This window comes from Undibacterium sp. CY21W (assembly GCF_014284265.1).
Taxonomy (GTDB): Bacteria; Pseudomonadota; Gammaproteobacteria; order Burkholderiales; family Burkholderiaceae_D; genus Undibacterium; species Undibacterium aquatile.
This window is the reverse complement of the sequence record NZ_JACOGE010000004.1, coordinates 376,821-391,987: the sequence shown is the minus strand read 5'-3', so window position 1 is coordinate 391,987 and position 15,167 is coordinate 376,821. Positions and strand designations below refer to the sequence as shown.

Genomic DNA, 15,167 nt, shown 5'->3' with positions numbered 1-15,167 from the left:
TTTTTGAAAGCGTCTCATGAAACGTCGCCATTTCCTCGAACTTGCTTCCGCTTCTGCAACCGCGGCTTTATTACCCACATTGGCTCACGCTGCGACACCGCTCAAAGAATTGCGGCTGGACTACGCGTATTACTCCCCCACCAGTCTGGTATTACGCCGTTTCGGCTGGCTGGAAGATGAATTCAAAGCCGACGGTACCAGTATCAAGTGGGTGCTGAGTGCAGGCAGCAATCGTGCACTCGAATATCTGAACGCCAACAGTATTGATATCGGTTCGAGCGCCGGGCTGGCGGCCTTGCTCGCCAAAGCCAACGGCAACCCGATCAGGACGCCATATATTTTTTCACGCCCCGAATGGACGGCGCTGCTGGTGCGGAAAGACTCTCCCATCCGCAATCTCGCCGACCTGAGAGGGAAAAAAGTAGCGGCTACCAAGGGCACAGATCCTTATCTGTTTTTGTTGCGTGCGCTGAAAACGGCAGGATTAAAACGTAGCGACATAGAACACGTCAGCCTGCAACACGCCGATGGCCGTGCTGCACTGGAGCAAGGTAAAGTGGATGCATGGGCAGGACTAGATCCACACATGGCCGCCAGCGAACTGGAGTCACATTCCAGATTGATCTACCGTAATGTGGCATTCAACACCTATGGCTTTTTGAATGTGCGCGAAGAATTTCTGAGCAGTCGCCCGACCGAGGTCGCGCGTGTCATCCGCGCCTATGAAAAAGCACGCCTGTGGATTATCAATAATCCATCGGAGGCCGCAAAGATATTGTCAGAAGAAGCCAAAGTCACGTTGCCAGTTGCTTTATTACAAATCAAATTACGCAGCGACTTCAGCCAGCCTTTGCCTACGAATGAACATATCCAGGCTTTGCAAACTGCCGCGCCTATTCTGCTGGAGGAAGGGCTGGTCAAACCAGGCACCGATCTGAAAGCCGTGATTCATGCACTGATCGATACGCGTTTTTCCCAACCACTGATTAGCCGCAGTTGAATATCATGAACACGTCTGCCATTGCGATGACTGCTGCCAGCACAAATCCGGCAGCGCAAAAAAAGAGCTCGGTGTTACCACGGGCATTGTGGGGTCTGCTCTTGCCGCTGACTGTTTTACTGCTGGCGGAAATCAGTGTCCGCTTTGCACTGATTCCGTCTAATCTGCTGCCAGCACCATCTGATATTTTCAGTACGATCTTTTATCTCTGGCAGCATGATCTGCTCAGCCACATCGGTATCAGCAGCGCACGGGTTGCAGCGGGATTTATCATCGGTGCGATGCTGGCAATCACCACCGGTTCTATGGTTGCGCTCAGCGGACGTCTGGACGCATTGCTCGATCCCAGCTTTCAGGCATTGCGTGCGATTCCCTCGTTGGCATGGGTTCCTTTATTGCTGTTGTGGCTGGGTATTGATGAAGCACCGAAATTGGTATTGATCGCGATCGGCGCTTTTTTTCCGGTGTATATGGGCGTTGTGTCCGGCATTCGCGGCGTTGACCGGCGACTCACGGAAGTGGGTAAACTATATCGTCTGACACCCTATGCGATGACGCGCCGCATCTTGCTACCGGCTGCCTTGCCGGCGATTCTGACTGGTTTGCGTAACGGACTGAGTCTGGCGTGGATGTTTATGGTCGCTGCTGAATTGATTGCCGCAAGCCAGGGGCTGGGCTATCTGCTGACCGATGGGCGCGAAACCAGCCGTGCCGACATTGTTCTGGCCGCCATCGCCTTACTCGCCTTGCTGGGCAAAATCAGTGACTGGGGTATGCAGCAACTGGAGCAGCACCTGCTTGCGTGGCGCGATACTTATCAGGCAGAAGGAACATCCGCATGAGCGATTTCCTGCATGTCAGTATCGACGACAAACACTACGGCAGCCGCCAGGTATTGCGCTCCCTGCACATCGATATACAACGCGGCGAGATCGTCAGCCTGATCGGTGCCAGCGGTTGCGGCAAAAGCACCCTGCTCTCCATCATTGCCGGGCTTGATCGTGATTACCGTGGACAAATACAACTCGAAGGTAAGCGACTATATGGTGTCAGCCAGGACATCGGCTTTATATTTCAGGAGCCCCGCTTGTTTCCGTGGCTGAGCGTCGCCGCCAATATTGCCTTCGACCCGGCGCAATCAGCCACAGAACGCTCATCGGTGTCACATCTGCTGTCAGAAGTCGGCTTGTCCGGATATGAAAATGCGCTGCCCAAACAGTTATCCGGCGGACAGGCACAACGCGTAGCAATCGCCCGGGGATTGTACTCTCGCCCGAAGTTACTGCTGCTGGATGAACCATTTTCTGCGGTGGATGCGTTCACCCGCATGAAATTACAGGATTTGCTGCTCAGCGTGGCGCAAGAGCATGGACTGACGATAATCATGGTCACACACGATATTGATGAGGCACTATATCTGAGCGACCGTATTATTCTGCTGGATCGCGATGCAGGCAATGTCAGATCCATCTTCCGTCCCGGGCTTCAACAACCAAGAAATCGTGCACAAGCGACGCTCTCACCGTTAAAAGCAGAAATCCTGGACAATTTGCATGCTGCGCATGCGTTCTAGACCTCGTTTCATCAATAGAGATGATTTCCGGTTATATCCGCTTACGTCTGTTACATAAATTTTCCATATGGAAAATTTTACAGATAAGCGTCGTGGATTTGCCGCTTGGCGCAAGAAAACCTTGCTTATTTTTGCAATCTTTTCTGTCAATTGGTAGGATGGGTCCTTTTAGCAGGTATCAAGCTTACCTGCCGAAACGCGTTTCAATATCCTGCGGATGATTTCCTGGCCACAAAATAATGATACGCTGGCGACTGCCTTTCCTTTTCTGATGAATGCCATGCAAAACAGTCTGACGCGTAAGCCCATAGAAATAAAAATTTCCACCGTTGTCGCTGTCGCTGTATTGCTGCATGAAGCGTCCACTCCTGCGCTGGAAGCTGCCTTAAAGGAAATGACTGCTGGTTCACCGGATTTTTTTGACGATGAATTCGCCGTGATTGACGTTGAAAGCATCGCAGCAGAAACCGTTGACTGGGACGCGCTGATCGCGCTGTTCAAAGCGCATGGCCTGCATCCGGTTGCGGTTCGCAATGCGCGCGAAGAAGATTACGCAGCCATCCGCTCACATGGTTTAAGTATTGATGTGGTAAGCAAACCACGCCACGAACCAGAAGTGATCGCAGCGCAAGCCGAAGTACCAGCACCGGCAGCAAAAGCTGAACCACAAGTGATTATCCGCAATAATCCGGCAATGGTGATCGATACACCGGTCCGCGCTGGTCAGCGTATTTATGCCCGCGGCGCAGACCTGATTATTACAGCCTCAGTCAATAACGGCGCGGAAGTTATCGCCGACGGCAGCATCCATATTTACTCTACGCTGCGCGGACGCGCATTAGCTGGCGCTACCGGCAATACAGAAGCACGAATTTTTGCACTGCAAATGGAACCGGAACTGGTGTCGATTGCCGGCATCTACCGGACATTTGAAAATGGTTTCCCGGATTTGCAGGCACAACATCCCGCACAAGTAAGGCTGATTGGTGACAGTATTGAAGTATCATCGGTAAAAACGGTCGGATAACGCCCTATATTTCAGTTATTTCGAATAGAAAAAGGAGTTTTTTGTGGCAAGAATCATTGTTGTAACATCCGGCAAGGGCGGCGTAGGAAAAACCACCTCCAGCGCAAGTTTTGCCTCAGGTCTGGCAATGCGCGGGCATAAAACAGCCGTACTGGATTTTGACGTCGGTCTGCGCAATCTGGATCTGATCATGGGTTGCGAACGCCGTGTGGTCTATGATCTGGTGAATGTCATCAGCGGTGAAGCAACCCTGAATCAGGCATTAATCAAGGACAAGCATTGCGATAACCTGTTCATACTGCCCGCCTCACAGACCCGGGATAAAGATGCACTGACAGAAGAAGGTGTTGAGCGCGTGCTGAATGATCTGGCAAAAATGGACTTTGAATTCATCGTCTGCGACTCACCGGCGGGTATCGAACGCGGTGCCGTCATGGCGCTGACATTTGCTGACGAAGCAATCGTTGTTACCAACCCTGAAGTGTCCTCAGTACGTGATTCTGACCGTATTCTCGGCATCATTCAGGCGAAGTCTAAACGCGCACAAGCAGGCGGCGAGCCAGTCAAAGAACATTTACTGATCACACGCTATTCACCAAAACGTGTTGAAGCCGGTGAAATGCTGTCGTATACCGATGTACAGGAAATTTTGCGTATCCCTCTGATTGGTGTGATCCCGGAATCAGAGGCTGTATTACATGCATCGAATCAGGGTAACCCTGCTATACACATGAAAGGCAGCGATGTCTCTGATGCTTATGAAGATGTGGTCACCCGCTTCCTCGGTCAGGAAGTTCCGTTGCGCTTCATCACTTACGAAAAGCCAGGCTTACTGCAGCGTATTTTCGGAGGTAAATAAACATGGCCTTGCTTTCTTTTTTATTTAATAGCAAACCAAAAACTGCCAATGTGGCAAAAGAACGCTTACAGATCATCATCGCCCGTGAACGCACAGGTCGTGAAGGTTACGATTTTTTACCCGCGTTGCGCGAGGAGCTGATCGCTGTCATTTCAAAATACACCAAAGTCAGTCCGGAGGACATTACCGTCTCTCTTGATAAGCAAGGGAATCTTGAAGTTCTGGACGTGAATGTTGTTTTGCCTGAATTAGAACTACGTAATTAAACAGTTGAGTCAGCAACTGGATGAGCAACTGAGGCGGACAAGTCTGCAATGCGTTCGCCTTGAATGAATCAGATCGGTGTTTCACATCACTTAACGAGGTAATGCTTAAAGAAGAATGATCGATGCGGTAATAAATAAATAAATTTCGTTGCAAATGTTATTTTTACGGGTTACATTTTTTAACAAATTTCATTTTTCTTACTTGCTTTCGATATAATGATAAGACCCTGTTCAATTGCCAGACATTAACGATAACTATCCATGAGAATCGCTGTACTTGACGACGACAATAATCTGCTGGAGCTGGTCTGCACTATTTTGAATGCGGCTGGTCATACATGTCATCCTTTTTTAAGCGGCAAAGAAATGCTGCATCAGCTGCGTCGCGAAAGCTACGACATGCTGATACTGGACTGGCAGGTTCCCGATCTGAATGGCACTGAAATTCTGCACTGGGTGCGGGAAAAGCTCTCACCAACGCTGCCGGTTTTGTTTATGACCAGCCGCTCCGGTGAAGACGACATCGTCGCTGGCCTCGCTGCTGGTGCGGATGACTACATGATCAAACCTATCCGCCGCAGTGAACTGGTGGCCAGGGTGCAGGCGCTGTTGCGCCGGGCATATCCGACACAGACGGCATCAGAACATCTGCAATTCGGCATCTACAAGTTTGAGACGCGCGCTGGTCGTGTCAGCGTTAACGATCAGCCGGTAGAAATGACGCAAAAAGAGTTCGATCTCGCGCTGCTGTTATTCCGCAATCTCGGTCGCCCCTTATCCCGCGCATACATACTGGAAGCGGTCTGGTCGCGCGATGTCGATATTCCGTCCAGAACCATGGACACTCATATCTCCAGGGTGCGCAGCAAACTGGAATTGAGGCCTGAAAACGGCTACAGGCTGGCACCTGTTTATAGTTATGGCTACAGACTAGAACAGGTTACAGCAGAATAAATTTCCGGGTCAGCATAGTCTGACCCGGTTTGCATTTAATGCACAGAATTTTGATACATAGGATATGCGCATGAGTTCAGGCTCACCTACACTCCGTCGGCAATTATCAGTCTGCACTCTGCTTGCGGTTTTTCTTACCTACTCCCCGCTGTTGCTGGCGGCAAAATTCACCGGCGAACCAGGCAGCATCGTGGCCACACCGCCGGACATGACCTATTACGCTTTACAAGGCGACACCTTAACTGGCATCGCAAAACGATTTACTAATAAATCCCAAAACTGGGAAGTGCTCAGCAAACGCAATCATATTGCCAATGACAGGGCCATCCCCATCGGCACAGCGATCCTGATCCCGGCGGATCTGTTACCGGAAGAAGCAAGTGAAGCCCGTGTTGTTGCATTGGCAGGCAACCCGACGTTTAAAACAGTCGATGGTGCAGAAACAGCCTTGTCCATCGGGACTGTGGTGAAAGAAGGAACCAGCATCACCACCGGAAAAAACGGATTTTTAACGCTGGCATTTCCAGACGAATCGCGCGTGTCCATTCCGTCGAATAGCCAGGTCAGCTTGAGTAAATTACGCAAAACAAAGTACGTCGCCAGTCCCAGAACTGAGATTTCTTTATCTGAAGGAAAAGTCGAATCCCGCGTTACCAGTCTTTCAAGTAACAAAGGACGTTTTGAAGTACGCTCGCCTCTGGCGGTTGCGGGTGTGCGCGGTACGCATTTCCGCGTTGGCATCAATCCTGACGGTACGGCGAATGAAGTTCTGGAAGGTGGTGTTGCGGTCGGAACGGGTAACAAAAAGACGAACGAACTGATACTGCCAGCGGGCAAAGGAAACATCGTCGGCGCAAATGGTGTCGGAAAAGCCGTTGATTTGCTGCCGCCGCCGGTATTAGAAGCTGGTTATGCAATTCAAACGCGCCCCACCGTGCAGTTCATCGCGCAGAAATCCGCGGTGACCGCCGCGTATCGGGTGCAGATTGCCAGAGATGCACAGGCCTTGGATGTCCTCGCAGAGAACCGTTTCAAAGAAAATCGCTTCAAATTTGATGGACTGGAAGACGGCCAGTATTTTGTCCGCCTGACGGCAATTGATGCACTGGGGCTGGAGGGCTTGCCACTCACTACAGCTTTCACTCTGAAAGCAAGACCAGAGCCACCATTCTCGATACAACCCAAAAATAAAGTGCGGGCGGCCAGTGTTGACTTCACATGGACAGAAGCGGCGCACGCCTACGCTTACCATTTGCAAGTCGCGAAAGACGCAGCGTTCAAAAACATTATTCTGGATCAGGCAGACATCAAGGATGTGCAATTCTCCAGCGCATTGCCACAAGGAGAATATTTCTGGCGCATTGCGACTGTCATACAAAAAAATGGCCAATTTGATCAGGGGCCGTACGGCGATATACAGAGCTTCCAAAAATTGCCGCCACAAGCAGCAGCCTCTTTCAGCGATTCTCAGAGCAAGCAAATTTCTTTCAACTGGACAGCAGAACCGGGGCAAAAATTCCTGATTCAAATCGCACTTGATGCAGAATTTAAACGACTGTATTTATCACAGGAATCAGATCAGGCTGAGCTGAAAATTCCACGCCCGACGGCCGGTGAATACTATATCCGTGTCCGTGCGACGGATGCCGATGGCTACGTTGGTGCCTTCTCCGCCACACAGAAGATCACCATCCAGTCGCGCTGGACGACAAGTGATGGCGAGGCAATCAATAGTGGCAGCGGCGCCATTCGCAGTGGATTTTAACGGCTAAGGTATGGCAACCAGATATATACAGGTGGAGCGCATCGCGTTTCGCGAGTGGCTGATACTAAGTCTGCTGCTTTGTATTCTGACTGTTGCTATGGTTAACTTTAAAAGCCTGGAACGGCTGGATATGGTTGTCTATGATCGCTACATGCAGCTCAACAGCCGCGAAGCGCGTGACGACATTCTGATTGTGGCGATTGATGATTACAGCCTGAGTGAGCTGGGGAAATGGCCCTGGCCACGGCAACGGCATGCGGAACTGTTAAAGCACATCAATGCGGCAACCCCGGCAGCTATTGGTATGGATATTCTGTTGACGGAAGCAGAATCAGCACAGGCCAGCAATCAGATCAACGGCGACCAACTGCTGGCGGATGCTATCGCTCAGAGCAACAAGGTCGTTTTACCCTTGGTCTCACAAAATAGCGGAAAAGGTTTGGTAGCTGCGCGCCCCATTCCCCTGCTGGCAAATGCGGCACGGCAGATCAGCCACATCCATATCGAACTCGACAAAGATGGTGTGGCACGCAGTGTCTTTCTGCGTGAAGGATCAAGAGGTGAATGGTGGCCTCACTTTGCACTAGCGTTGAAAGATGTTGCGCAAAATACTGCTTACGGTACCGAAAAATATCTGCCAGGAGAAAGACTGCCCGTGCGGTTGCGCAAAGAAAATAATCAGGCCGACCTGTGGCAACGTGATTACCAGATGCATATTCCGTTTTACGGCAGCAGCGGACACTTTAAATCCGTGCCGTATGTATCAGTGCTACGCGGCGAAGTTCCCGCAGAGTTCTTAAAAAATAAGTATGTTCTGATTGGTCCAACGGCATTGGGCATGGCCGACTCATTTCCGACGCCAGTGTCCGGTAATGATGGCACCATCTCTGGAATTGAAATTAACGCCAATATTCTGGCCAGCCTGCTGGATGAACGTACCATTGATTTTGCTCCAGCCTGGCAGGTGGCTTTATACAACCTGTTGTTGCTGCTGGTGGCACTGATCTCTTATCAGTTGCTGTCACCAAGAAAAGCCTTGCTACTGACTATTCTGTTTATCTTCGGTGCTGCTGCAGGCAGTTTCCTTGCCATGCGCTATGCAGGAAAATGGATATCACCGTCAACTTCATTGCTGGCCTTAATCATTGCCTACCCGGTGTGGAGCTGGCGCAGGCTGGAAGCAGCGATTAAGTATCTGGGCGAAGAATTTACGCTTCTGGAAAAAGAGCCTCATCTGCTGCCAGAATTTATTGATGACGAAGAAGAAAAAAGCGCGCCGGTTCTGACAGATACGCTGGAACAAAGTATCAATGCCGTGCGCGTCGCTGCCGACAGAGTTCGTGACTTACGCCAATTCGTCAGCGACAGTCTGGCCAGCTTGCCAGATGCGACACTGGTGACCACCACCGATGGCAATGTTTTACTCTCTAATCCGCCGGCACTCAGTTATTTTGCCAGTCAGGGATTACCCAAAGTGAACGATTCCCTGCTGCCGTATTTATTCGCCCGAATGTCTGCGCCAATGGAGTCTGACGAAAATCAGACGGGTAGTTTCAGTTGGTGGAATCTGCTGGATCTCAAACATACGGCACGCATGAAGCAAGGCGTCGAAGTCAGGGATCCGCAAGGTCAGGATTTACTGATCAAAAGCGCCCCTTGTTACAGCGCCAGCCAGCAACTGGTAGGCTGGATAGTCAGTATTATCAATATCACCGCCATCCGCGCCGCCGAGCGCAGCCGCGATGAAACCCTGCATTTCATCTCGCACGACATGCGCGCGCCGCAAGCATCAATACTTGCTTTGCTGGAAATGCAGCAGGATGTAGCAACTGCATTGCCGCAAGCGGAATTTATTTCCCGGATTGAAAAAGCCTCACGCATCACACTGGGGCTGGCCGATAATTTCGTCCAGCTGGCTCGCGCCGAATCGCAGGATTACCGTTTTGAAGAGCTTGATTTACAGACGGTGCTGCTGGATGCGACGGAAGAAATGTGGTCGCTGGCCAAGAGTAAAAACATACGCATCAAGTGCACGATACCGGATGGAGAATATCCGATTCGCGCCGATCGCTCACTGTTCACGCGGGTTCTGACGAATCTGCTGTCGAACGCCGTCAAATACAGCCCGCGCGACACCATCATTAGCTGCACACTGGCCTATGAACAACAGCTGGCTGGGGCAAATATCGTCTGCAGCATCAGCGATCAGGGTTACGGCATACCGCGCGCGGAACAAAGCAAGCTATTTCAACGCTTTCAACGCTTCAACAGCACCGATCAACCCAAAAATGATGGAATAGGACTGGGCATGGTGTTTGTGAAAGCGGTTCTCGATCGCCATCATGCACAGATCGATTTTAGCAGCGCACCGAACGAAGGCACCACTTTCAATATCAGATTGCCATCAAGCACCATTTGAGCTACATCAAGCCCATCCGGACGGAAATTAATGCCGCCAACGCGTTATAATGATGGTCTGATCTTACGCCCCACATCGCATGCAACTGACTGCTGTTGGACTCAACCACACGACTGCGCCGCTCTCGCTGCGCGAAAAAGTCGCCTTCTCGCCTGAACAGATAGGTCAGGCGGTGGTGGCTGCACGTGCTTGGTTTGGCAACAACGCAGCAAACACCACGCATTCGTATGGCAATGAAGCGGCGATCTTATCGACCTGCAACCGCACTGAGTTGTATGCGGCTTGTGCAGCAGCAAATCCGGTCGACGCTACTGCACATTTTCTGGCAGATTTTCATCAGTTGCCTTACGCGGATTTACGCCCGCATCTCTACACGCTGCCACAAGACAATGCTGTCCGTCATGCGTTCCGCGTTGCTTCCGGCCTGGACTCCATGGTGCTGGGCGAGCCGCAGATTCTGGGGCAAATGAAAGATGCGGTACGTCAGGCAGAAGCTGCCGGTGGTCTTGGCACCTATCTGCATCAGATGTTTCAACGCACTTTTGCGGTCGCCAAAGAAGTTCGCAGCACCACAGAAATCGGTGCGCATAGCGTCTCTATGGCTGCAGCGGCGGTCCGTTTATCGCAGCGTATTTTTGACAAAATTGCCGATCAACATGTGCTGTTTATCGGCGCTGGTGAAATGATAGAACTTTGTGCCACGCATTTCGCAGCGCAAAATCCGAAATCGCTGACCATCGCCAACCGCACCTTAGAACGTGGTGAAGCTCTTGCCCATCGTTTCAATGGTAAAGCGATTCGCCTTGCAGACTTACCGCAACAACTGGCACAGTTCGACATCATCGTCTCCTGCACTGCATCTTCGTTACCAATCATAGGATTAGGGCTGGTCGAGCGTGTTGTCAAAGCGCGCAAACATCGTCCTGTATTCATGGTTGATCTGGCCGTGCCACGCGATATTGAACCGGAAGTCGGCAAACTCGATGACGTGTTTTTATACACTGTGGATGATCTCGGCAGCGTGGTGCAGACCGGAATAGAAAGCCGTCAGGCAGCCGTTGCGCAGGCAGAAGCGATTATCGAAACGCGGGTGCAGTCTTTTATGCACTGGATCGATGGCCGTGCGGTGGTGCCCGTGATTCAGGACTTGCATGAAAGCAGCGAACAGCTCCGCCTGATGGAACTCGAACGTGCACGCAAAATGCTGGCGCGCGGTGATGACATCGACGCTGTGCTGGAAGCGCTTTCCAAAGGTATTACAGCCAAATTCCTGCATGGCCCGCAACAGGCATTGCATCAGGCCAGTGGCGATGAACGGGCTCGTCTGGCGAGCTTGTTGCCACAATTATTCCGCACCAAGCGTTAGCGGATTCTGCATTTCTTTCTGATGCAGAATCTCTGCGTCAACTTCTCTGTGACTGTTTTCAAGCCTGAAGCAGTTCCCTCCGGATTCACCTACTACTCTTCCCGTATGAAACCATCAATGCTCTCCAAGCTGGATCAGCTGGCTGAACGTCTCGACGAAGTTGGTCACCTGCTGATGCAGGAAGGCGCCACCAACGACATGGACAATTACCGCAAACTCAATCGCGAGCATGCAGAATTAGATCCCCTCGTCGCTCTCTACAAAAACTATCAGCAGGCACAAGCCGATCTGGACGAAGCGCAGGAAATGCTCAACGATCCCGACATGAAAGCCTTTGCGCAAGATGAGATAGAAGCCGCAAAAGAGAAAATGCAGACGCTGGAAGCCGATCTGCAAAAAATGCTGCTGCCGAAAGACCCCAACGATGAACGTAACATCCTGTTGGAAATCCGCGCCGGCACCGGCGGTGACGAAGCTGCCTTGTTTGCCGGTGATTTATTGCGCATGTACACCCGTTTCGCTGAACGTAACCGCTGGCAAGTAGAGATGATGTCGGAGTCAGCTTCCGAGCTTGGCGGCTACAAAGAAGTGATCGTGCGTATCGCCGGTCTGGGTGCGTATTCCAAGCTGAAATTTGAATCCGGCGGTCATCGTGTGCAACGCGTTCCGGCGACAGAAACGCAAGGCCGCATCCATACTTCCGCCTGCACGGTCGCCGTGATGCCGGAAGCCGATGAGCTCGCCGACGTAATCATCAACAATGCCGATCTGCGCATCGATACCTTCCGCGCCAGCGGTGCCGGCGGGCAGCACATTAATAAAACCGATTCTGCGGTGCGCCTGACGCATATTCCTACCGGTATCGTGGTCGAATGTCAGGATGGCCGCAGCCAACATCAGAATAAGGCGCAGGCGATGCGGGTGCTGGCCACCAGGATCATGGATGGTCAGTTAAGAGAAAAACAGGCGAAAGAGGCAGCAACCCGTAAGAGCCTGATCGGTTCCGGTGACCGCAGTGAGCGCATACGCACTTACAATTATCCGCAAGGCCGCATGACCGATCACCGCATCAATCTGACCTTGTATAAACTCGATTTCATTATGGATGGTGATCTGACCGAACTGAGCAATGCCCTGATCGCCGAACACCAGGCTGAACTTCTGGCGGAACTTGGAGACGATTAATCTATCCAAGTCAAGGTACCAACAGCGCCAGCAACACCAGCATTCCATACTATTTAGTTTCTTATAAACATGAGGCTTTAAATAGCGTGTAAGCTGGCATCCGCTTTCATTTTACGAATGACCTACATGCGTTCCTCTAAATTCGTCTTACTCGGCATCTCTGCCACCTGCCTGCTACTGATAGCGGTTGCCCTCTATCTGCAAATCGTTGAGCTGATGCTGCCTTGTCCCTTATGCGTCTTCCAGCGTTACGCATTCCTTGCCATCGCGCTGTTCAGCCTGATCGCTGCGTTTCTTCCTGCCGATGCGCGCCGTTACGGCATAGGTCTCGCAGGTTTATCAGCATTCGGCGGCATCGGCATCGCAGGCAAACATCTGTATGTCTTGTCGAATCCTACGCTTTCCTGCGGTATCGATCCGCTGGAAACCGGGCTCAATAAAATCTTCTTGTCGGAATGGTTTCCTATCCTGTTCCGCGCAGACGGTTTGTGTGAAACACCATATCCACCGATCTTCGGTCTGGCGATTCCGACCTGGGCCATGATCTGGTTTGTTATTTTCAGTCTCACACTGATCGTACTGTTTTTTCAAAAACAAAAAACCGGCATGTTCGGAAAACGTCACTGATGACAGCAGGACAGCCGCTCAGTATTGCCGATCATGAGCGCTTGTCGCCGCTGGACAAGCTGGAAACACGCATGTTGCTCATGCATGTGACTGGCTTTAGCCGCATACAGCTGATTACCCGCTCGGACTATCAGCTCAGCGCTCAGCAAATGTCTCAGTTTGCCGAATTGCAGCGACGTCGTTTAGCTGGCGAGCCCATCGCGTATCTGACCGGTGAACGTGAATTTTTCGGTCTGCCTTTTTATACATCGCCAGCGGTATTGATTCCTCGGCCGGACACAGAATTGCTGGTGGAACTCGGTTTACAATTCGCACCGCAAAACTCCAGCCTACTCGATCTCGGCACCGGTTCCGGTGCGATTGCGATTGCGATTGCCCACGAACGCCAGGATCTGGATGTCTGCGCGGTCGATATCAGCACTGAGGCACTCACGGTAGCAAACAAAAATGCCGCGCGTTTACTGCCGCCTGATCGCCTGCAACTGCTGCACAGCGACTGGTACAGTGCGCTTACGGGCAAGGTATTTCAGACCATCGTCAGCAACCCGCCCTACATCGTCAAAGATGACCCACATCTGAGCCAGGGCGATCTGCGCTTTGAACCCATTAATGCCCTCACCGATCACGCAGACGGCCTCAGCGCTTACCGGCACATCGTCAGCGGCGCGCATACGCATCTTGCGCCACAAGGCTGGCTGCTGATGGAACATGGTTATCATCAGGCCGGGGATGTGCGTGCTTTGTTAAACGGCGCGGGCTACACGCAAGTACAAAGCTGGCACGACCTCGCTGGCATAGAACGTGTCACAGGCGGACAACGCAGCTGATCGGAAAAGGATTTTTATGCACATTACGACAGATAAAACCGCGCTCAACATTGCGCTGATACACGATTTTTTATCCACGACATCACCGTGGGCGCAAGGGATTCCACTGGAAACGGTGCAACGTTCAATTGAGCATTCCCTGTGCTTTGGCGGATTTATTGATGGCAAACAAATCGCGTTTGCCAGGGTAGTCACAGACCATGCCACATTTGCCTATCTGATGGATGTGTTTGTCTTGCCAGATTTCCGCGGCCAAGGTCATAGCCGCCATCTGCTGGAAGTGATACAAGATCATCCTGATCTGCAAAACATACGCCGCTTCATACTGGTCAGCAGTTCTGCCCGTGGCCTGTATGAAAAATTTGGTTTCCGCTCACCGGCAACACCAGAAAATTTTATGGAAATTCATCGGCCGGATATTTATCGCTGATATATATCGCGGATATTGATCGCTAACATTGACCGGCGAAAAAAAACGATGCTGTTCAACGCATCGTTTTTTTTGCTCAAGTCAACGCGGTTATGCGCGCGGTGTCCAGGGAATAACAGCATTCGCTACTTTCTTCGCTTCCTTTGCTGCCTTTTTTTCTTTAGGAGTGGATGAGGCCTGCTTCTTGGTTTCTTTATTGCTCTTGGTAACTTTGCTCATAATCTGACTCCGGATAAGCACCCGCGTATGCAAGTGAGGATTCAGTATAGGCCATCATTACCACGCACGTTGCCTATTTCATGTATGGCGCGACTACAATCGCTGCAAAGCATCTGCGCCATGAAGAGACATTATTTCCGGGGATCGGGAAGAACCGGCTCAGCAGAACCAAAATACCTTAAATACGAAACCCATATTTCGTCAATGCGCTCGTCATACAGCCGCAACTGGCACTCGGCAGAATCGCGTATCCTGGCAGTACCTTGCTCACGGCGATACAGATAATCACAATGCTTTCTCAGATACTGTTCCCATAGCTGCTGTGATTCAGCCAATTCCTCTGCGTTGCCGCCGTATATTTTTATATCCTGCTTCTGCGCTGCCAGATAGTACTTTTTAAATTGAGCCTCTTTCAAATCAAGCTGATGACTGAAGCACTCAGCTTCTGCCTGATAGCCCTTCATATCAACGCATACAGGGACATATCGATCTGCCCCAGCGGCATTCGCAGCATTCCCGGGATTCGCGGCAAGCGCAAAAATAGCGGCGAAGAACAACTGCGCAAACGGTTTATGTTTCATCATTCAATCACCTATTCAAAAAGAATTCAGGCAGACATTTCCGACAACACGGCGCATAAATAAATATCT

General features: G+C 51.2%; 16 protein-coding genes. 14 read left to right on the top strand and 2 right to left on the bottom strand.

Annotated elements, in window-relative coordinates:
* The first annotated feature begins 16 nt into the window (after positions 1-16).
* From H8K29_RS12150 to H8K29_RS12085, 14 genes are all read left to right on the top strand, one after another.
* A complete protein-coding gene (locus H8K29_RS12150; RefSeq protein WP_186897791.1) occupies positions 17-1,000 on the top strand; it encodes an aliphatic sulfonate ABC transporter substrate-binding protein in 984 nt (327 codons plus the stop codon).
* A gap of 5 nt (positions 1,001-1,005) precedes the next feature.
* Complete coding sequence (locus H8K29_RS12145; protein WP_186897790.1) at positions 1,006-1,842, top strand: ABC transporter permease; 837 nt, start codon at positions 1,006-1,008, stop codon at positions 1,840-1,842.
* Complete coding sequence (locus H8K29_RS12140; protein WP_186897789.1) at positions 1,839-2,573, top strand: ABC transporter ATP-binding protein; 735 nt, start codon at positions 1,839-1,841, stop codon at positions 2,571-2,573. Before H8K29_RS12145 ends, H8K29_RS12140 begins: the two co-directional genes overlap by 4 nt.
* 280 nt (positions 2,574-2,853) lie before the next feature.
* Positions 2,854-3,600, top strand: coding sequence for a septum site-determining protein MinC (minC, locus tag H8K29_RS12135; RefSeq protein WP_186897788.1), 747 nt, complete (start codon positions 2,854-2,856; stop codon positions 3,598-3,600).
* Positions 3,601-3,643: 43 nt separating this feature from the next.
* The gene (minD, locus tag H8K29_RS12130) at positions 3,644-4,459 is read left to right on the top strand and encodes a septum site-determining protein MinD (RefSeq protein ID WP_186884549.1); all 816 of its coding nucleotides are present in this window, start codon (positions 3,644-3,646) and stop codon (positions 4,457-4,459) included.
* 2 nt (positions 4,460-4,461) lie between these two features.
* Positions 4,462-4,725 (top strand): cell division topological specificity factor MinE, encoded by a 264-nt coding sequence (minE, locus tag H8K29_RS12125; protein WP_186884548.1) that lies wholly within the window; start codon positions 4,462-4,464, stop codon positions 4,723-4,725.
* A gap of 261 nt (positions 4,726-4,986) precedes the next feature.
* The gene (locus tag H8K29_RS12120; RefSeq protein ID WP_186884547.1) at positions 4,987-5,679 is read left to right on the top strand and encodes a response regulator transcription factor; all 693 of its coding nucleotides are present in this window, start codon (positions 4,987-4,989) and stop codon (positions 5,677-5,679) included.
* Positions 5,680-5,749: 70 nt separating this feature from the next.
* Complete coding sequence (locus tag H8K29_RS12115; RefSeq protein WP_186897787.1) at positions 5,750-7,444, top strand: FecR domain-containing protein; 1,695 nt, start codon at positions 5,750-5,752, stop codon at positions 7,442-7,444.
* 10 nt (positions 7,445-7,454) lie between these two features.
* Positions 7,455-9,863, top strand: coding sequence for a CHASE2 domain-containing protein (locus H8K29_RS12110; protein ID WP_186897786.1), 2,409 nt, complete (start codon positions 7,455-7,457; stop codon positions 9,861-9,863).
* A 79-nt stretch (positions 9,864-9,942) separates the two neighbouring features.
* A complete protein-coding gene (gene hemA, locus H8K29_RS12105) occupies positions 9,943-11,229 on the top strand; it encodes a glutamyl-tRNA reductase (RefSeq protein WP_186897785.1) in 1,287 nt (428 codons plus the stop codon).
* A 105-nt stretch (positions 11,230-11,334) separates the two neighbouring features.
* Entirely contained in the window at positions 11,335-12,414 is a 1,080-nt protein-coding gene (gene prfA / locus H8K29_RS12100) for a peptide chain release factor 1 (RefSeq protein WP_186897836.1), read from the top strand.
* Between the two features lie 126 nt (positions 12,415-12,540).
* Entirely contained in the window at positions 12,541-13,041 is a 501-nt protein-coding gene (locus H8K29_RS12095) for a disulfide bond formation protein B (protein WP_186884542.1), read from the top strand.
* Complete coding sequence (gene prmC, locus H8K29_RS12090) at positions 13,041-13,868, top strand: peptide chain release factor N(5)-glutamine methyltransferase (RefSeq protein WP_186897784.1); 828 nt, start codon at positions 13,041-13,043, stop codon at positions 13,866-13,868. Before H8K29_RS12095 ends, prmC begins: the two co-directional genes overlap by 1 nt.
* Positions 13,869-13,884: 16 nt before the next feature.
* A complete protein-coding gene (locus H8K29_RS12085; protein WP_186897783.1) occupies positions 13,885-14,298 on the top strand; it encodes a GNAT family N-acetyltransferase in 414 nt (137 codons plus the stop codon).
* 90 nt (positions 14,299-14,388) lie between these two features.
* Here H8K29_RS12085 and H8K29_RS17980 read toward each other — a convergent pair whose 3' ends face one another.
* Both H8K29_RS17980 and H8K29_RS12080 read right to left on the bottom strand, forming a co-directional pair.
* Entirely contained in the window at positions 14,389-14,517 is a 129-nt protein-coding gene (locus H8K29_RS17980; RefSeq protein ID WP_255422883.1) for a hypothetical protein, read from the bottom strand.
* A 131-nt stretch (positions 14,518-14,648) separates the two neighbouring features.
* On the bottom strand, positions 14,649-15,101 hold the full coding sequence (locus H8K29_RS12080) for a lysozyme inhibitor LprI family protein (protein ID WP_186897782.1): 453 nt from the start codon (positions 15,099-15,101) through the stop codon (positions 14,649-14,651).
* Between the last annotated feature and the right edge of the window lie 66 nt (positions 15,102-15,167).

Bases quoted from the DNA above. Each gene is read 5' to 3' on its own strand.
- prfA (WP_186897836.1), top strand. From the start codon at position 11,335: ATGAAACCATCAATGCTCTCCAAGCTGGATCAGCTGGCTGAACGTCTC.
- prmC (WP_186897784.1), top strand. From the start codon at position 13,041: ATGACAGCAGGACAGCCGCTCAGTATTGCCGATCATGAGCGCTTGTCG.
- H8K29_RS12120 (WP_186884547.1), top strand. From the start codon at position 4,987: ATGAGAATCGCTGTACTTGACGACGACAATAATCTGCTGGAGCTGGTC.
- H8K29_RS12095 (WP_186884542.1), top strand. From the start codon at position 12,541: ATGCGTTCCTCTAAATTCGTCTTACTCGGCATCTCTGCCACCTGCCTG.
- H8K29_RS12110 (WP_186897786.1), top strand. From the start codon at position 7,455: ATGGCAACCAGATATATACAGGTGGAGCGCATCGCGTTTCGCGAGTGG.
- H8K29_RS12080 (WP_186897782.1), bottom strand. From the start codon at position 15,101: ATGATGAAACATAAACCGTTTGCGCAGTTGTTCTTCGCCGCTATTTTT.
- H8K29_RS12085 (WP_186897783.1), top strand. From the start codon at position 13,885: ATGCACATTACGACAGATAAAACCGCGCTCAACATTGCGCTGATACAC.
- hemA (WP_186897785.1), top strand. From the start codon at position 9,943: ATGCAACTGACTGCTGTTGGACTCAACCACACGACTGCGCCGCTCTCG.
- H8K29_RS12140 (WP_186897789.1), top strand. From the start codon at position 1,839: ATGAGCGATTTCCTGCATGTCAGTATCGACGACAAACACTACGGCAGC.
- minC (WP_186897788.1), top strand. From the start codon at position 2,854: ATGCAAAACAGTCTGACGCGTAAGCCCATAGAAATAAAAATTTCCACC.
- minE (WP_186884548.1), top strand. From the start codon at position 4,462: ATGGCCTTGCTTTCTTTTTTATTTAATAGCAAACCAAAAACTGCCAAT.
- H8K29_RS12150 (WP_186897791.1), top strand. From the start codon at position 17: ATGAAACGTCGCCATTTCCTCGAACTTGCTTCCGCTTCTGCAACCGCG.
- H8K29_RS17980 (WP_255422883.1), bottom strand. From the start codon at position 14,517: ATGAGCAAAGTTACCAAGAGCAATAAAGAAACCAAGAAGCAGGCCTCA.
- H8K29_RS12115 (WP_186897787.1), top strand. From the start codon at position 5,750: ATGAGTTCAGGCTCACCTACACTCCGTCGGCAATTATCAGTCTGCACT.
- H8K29_RS12145 (WP_186897790.1), top strand. From the start codon at position 1,006: ATGAACACGTCTGCCATTGCGATGACTGCTGCCAGCACAAATCCGGCA.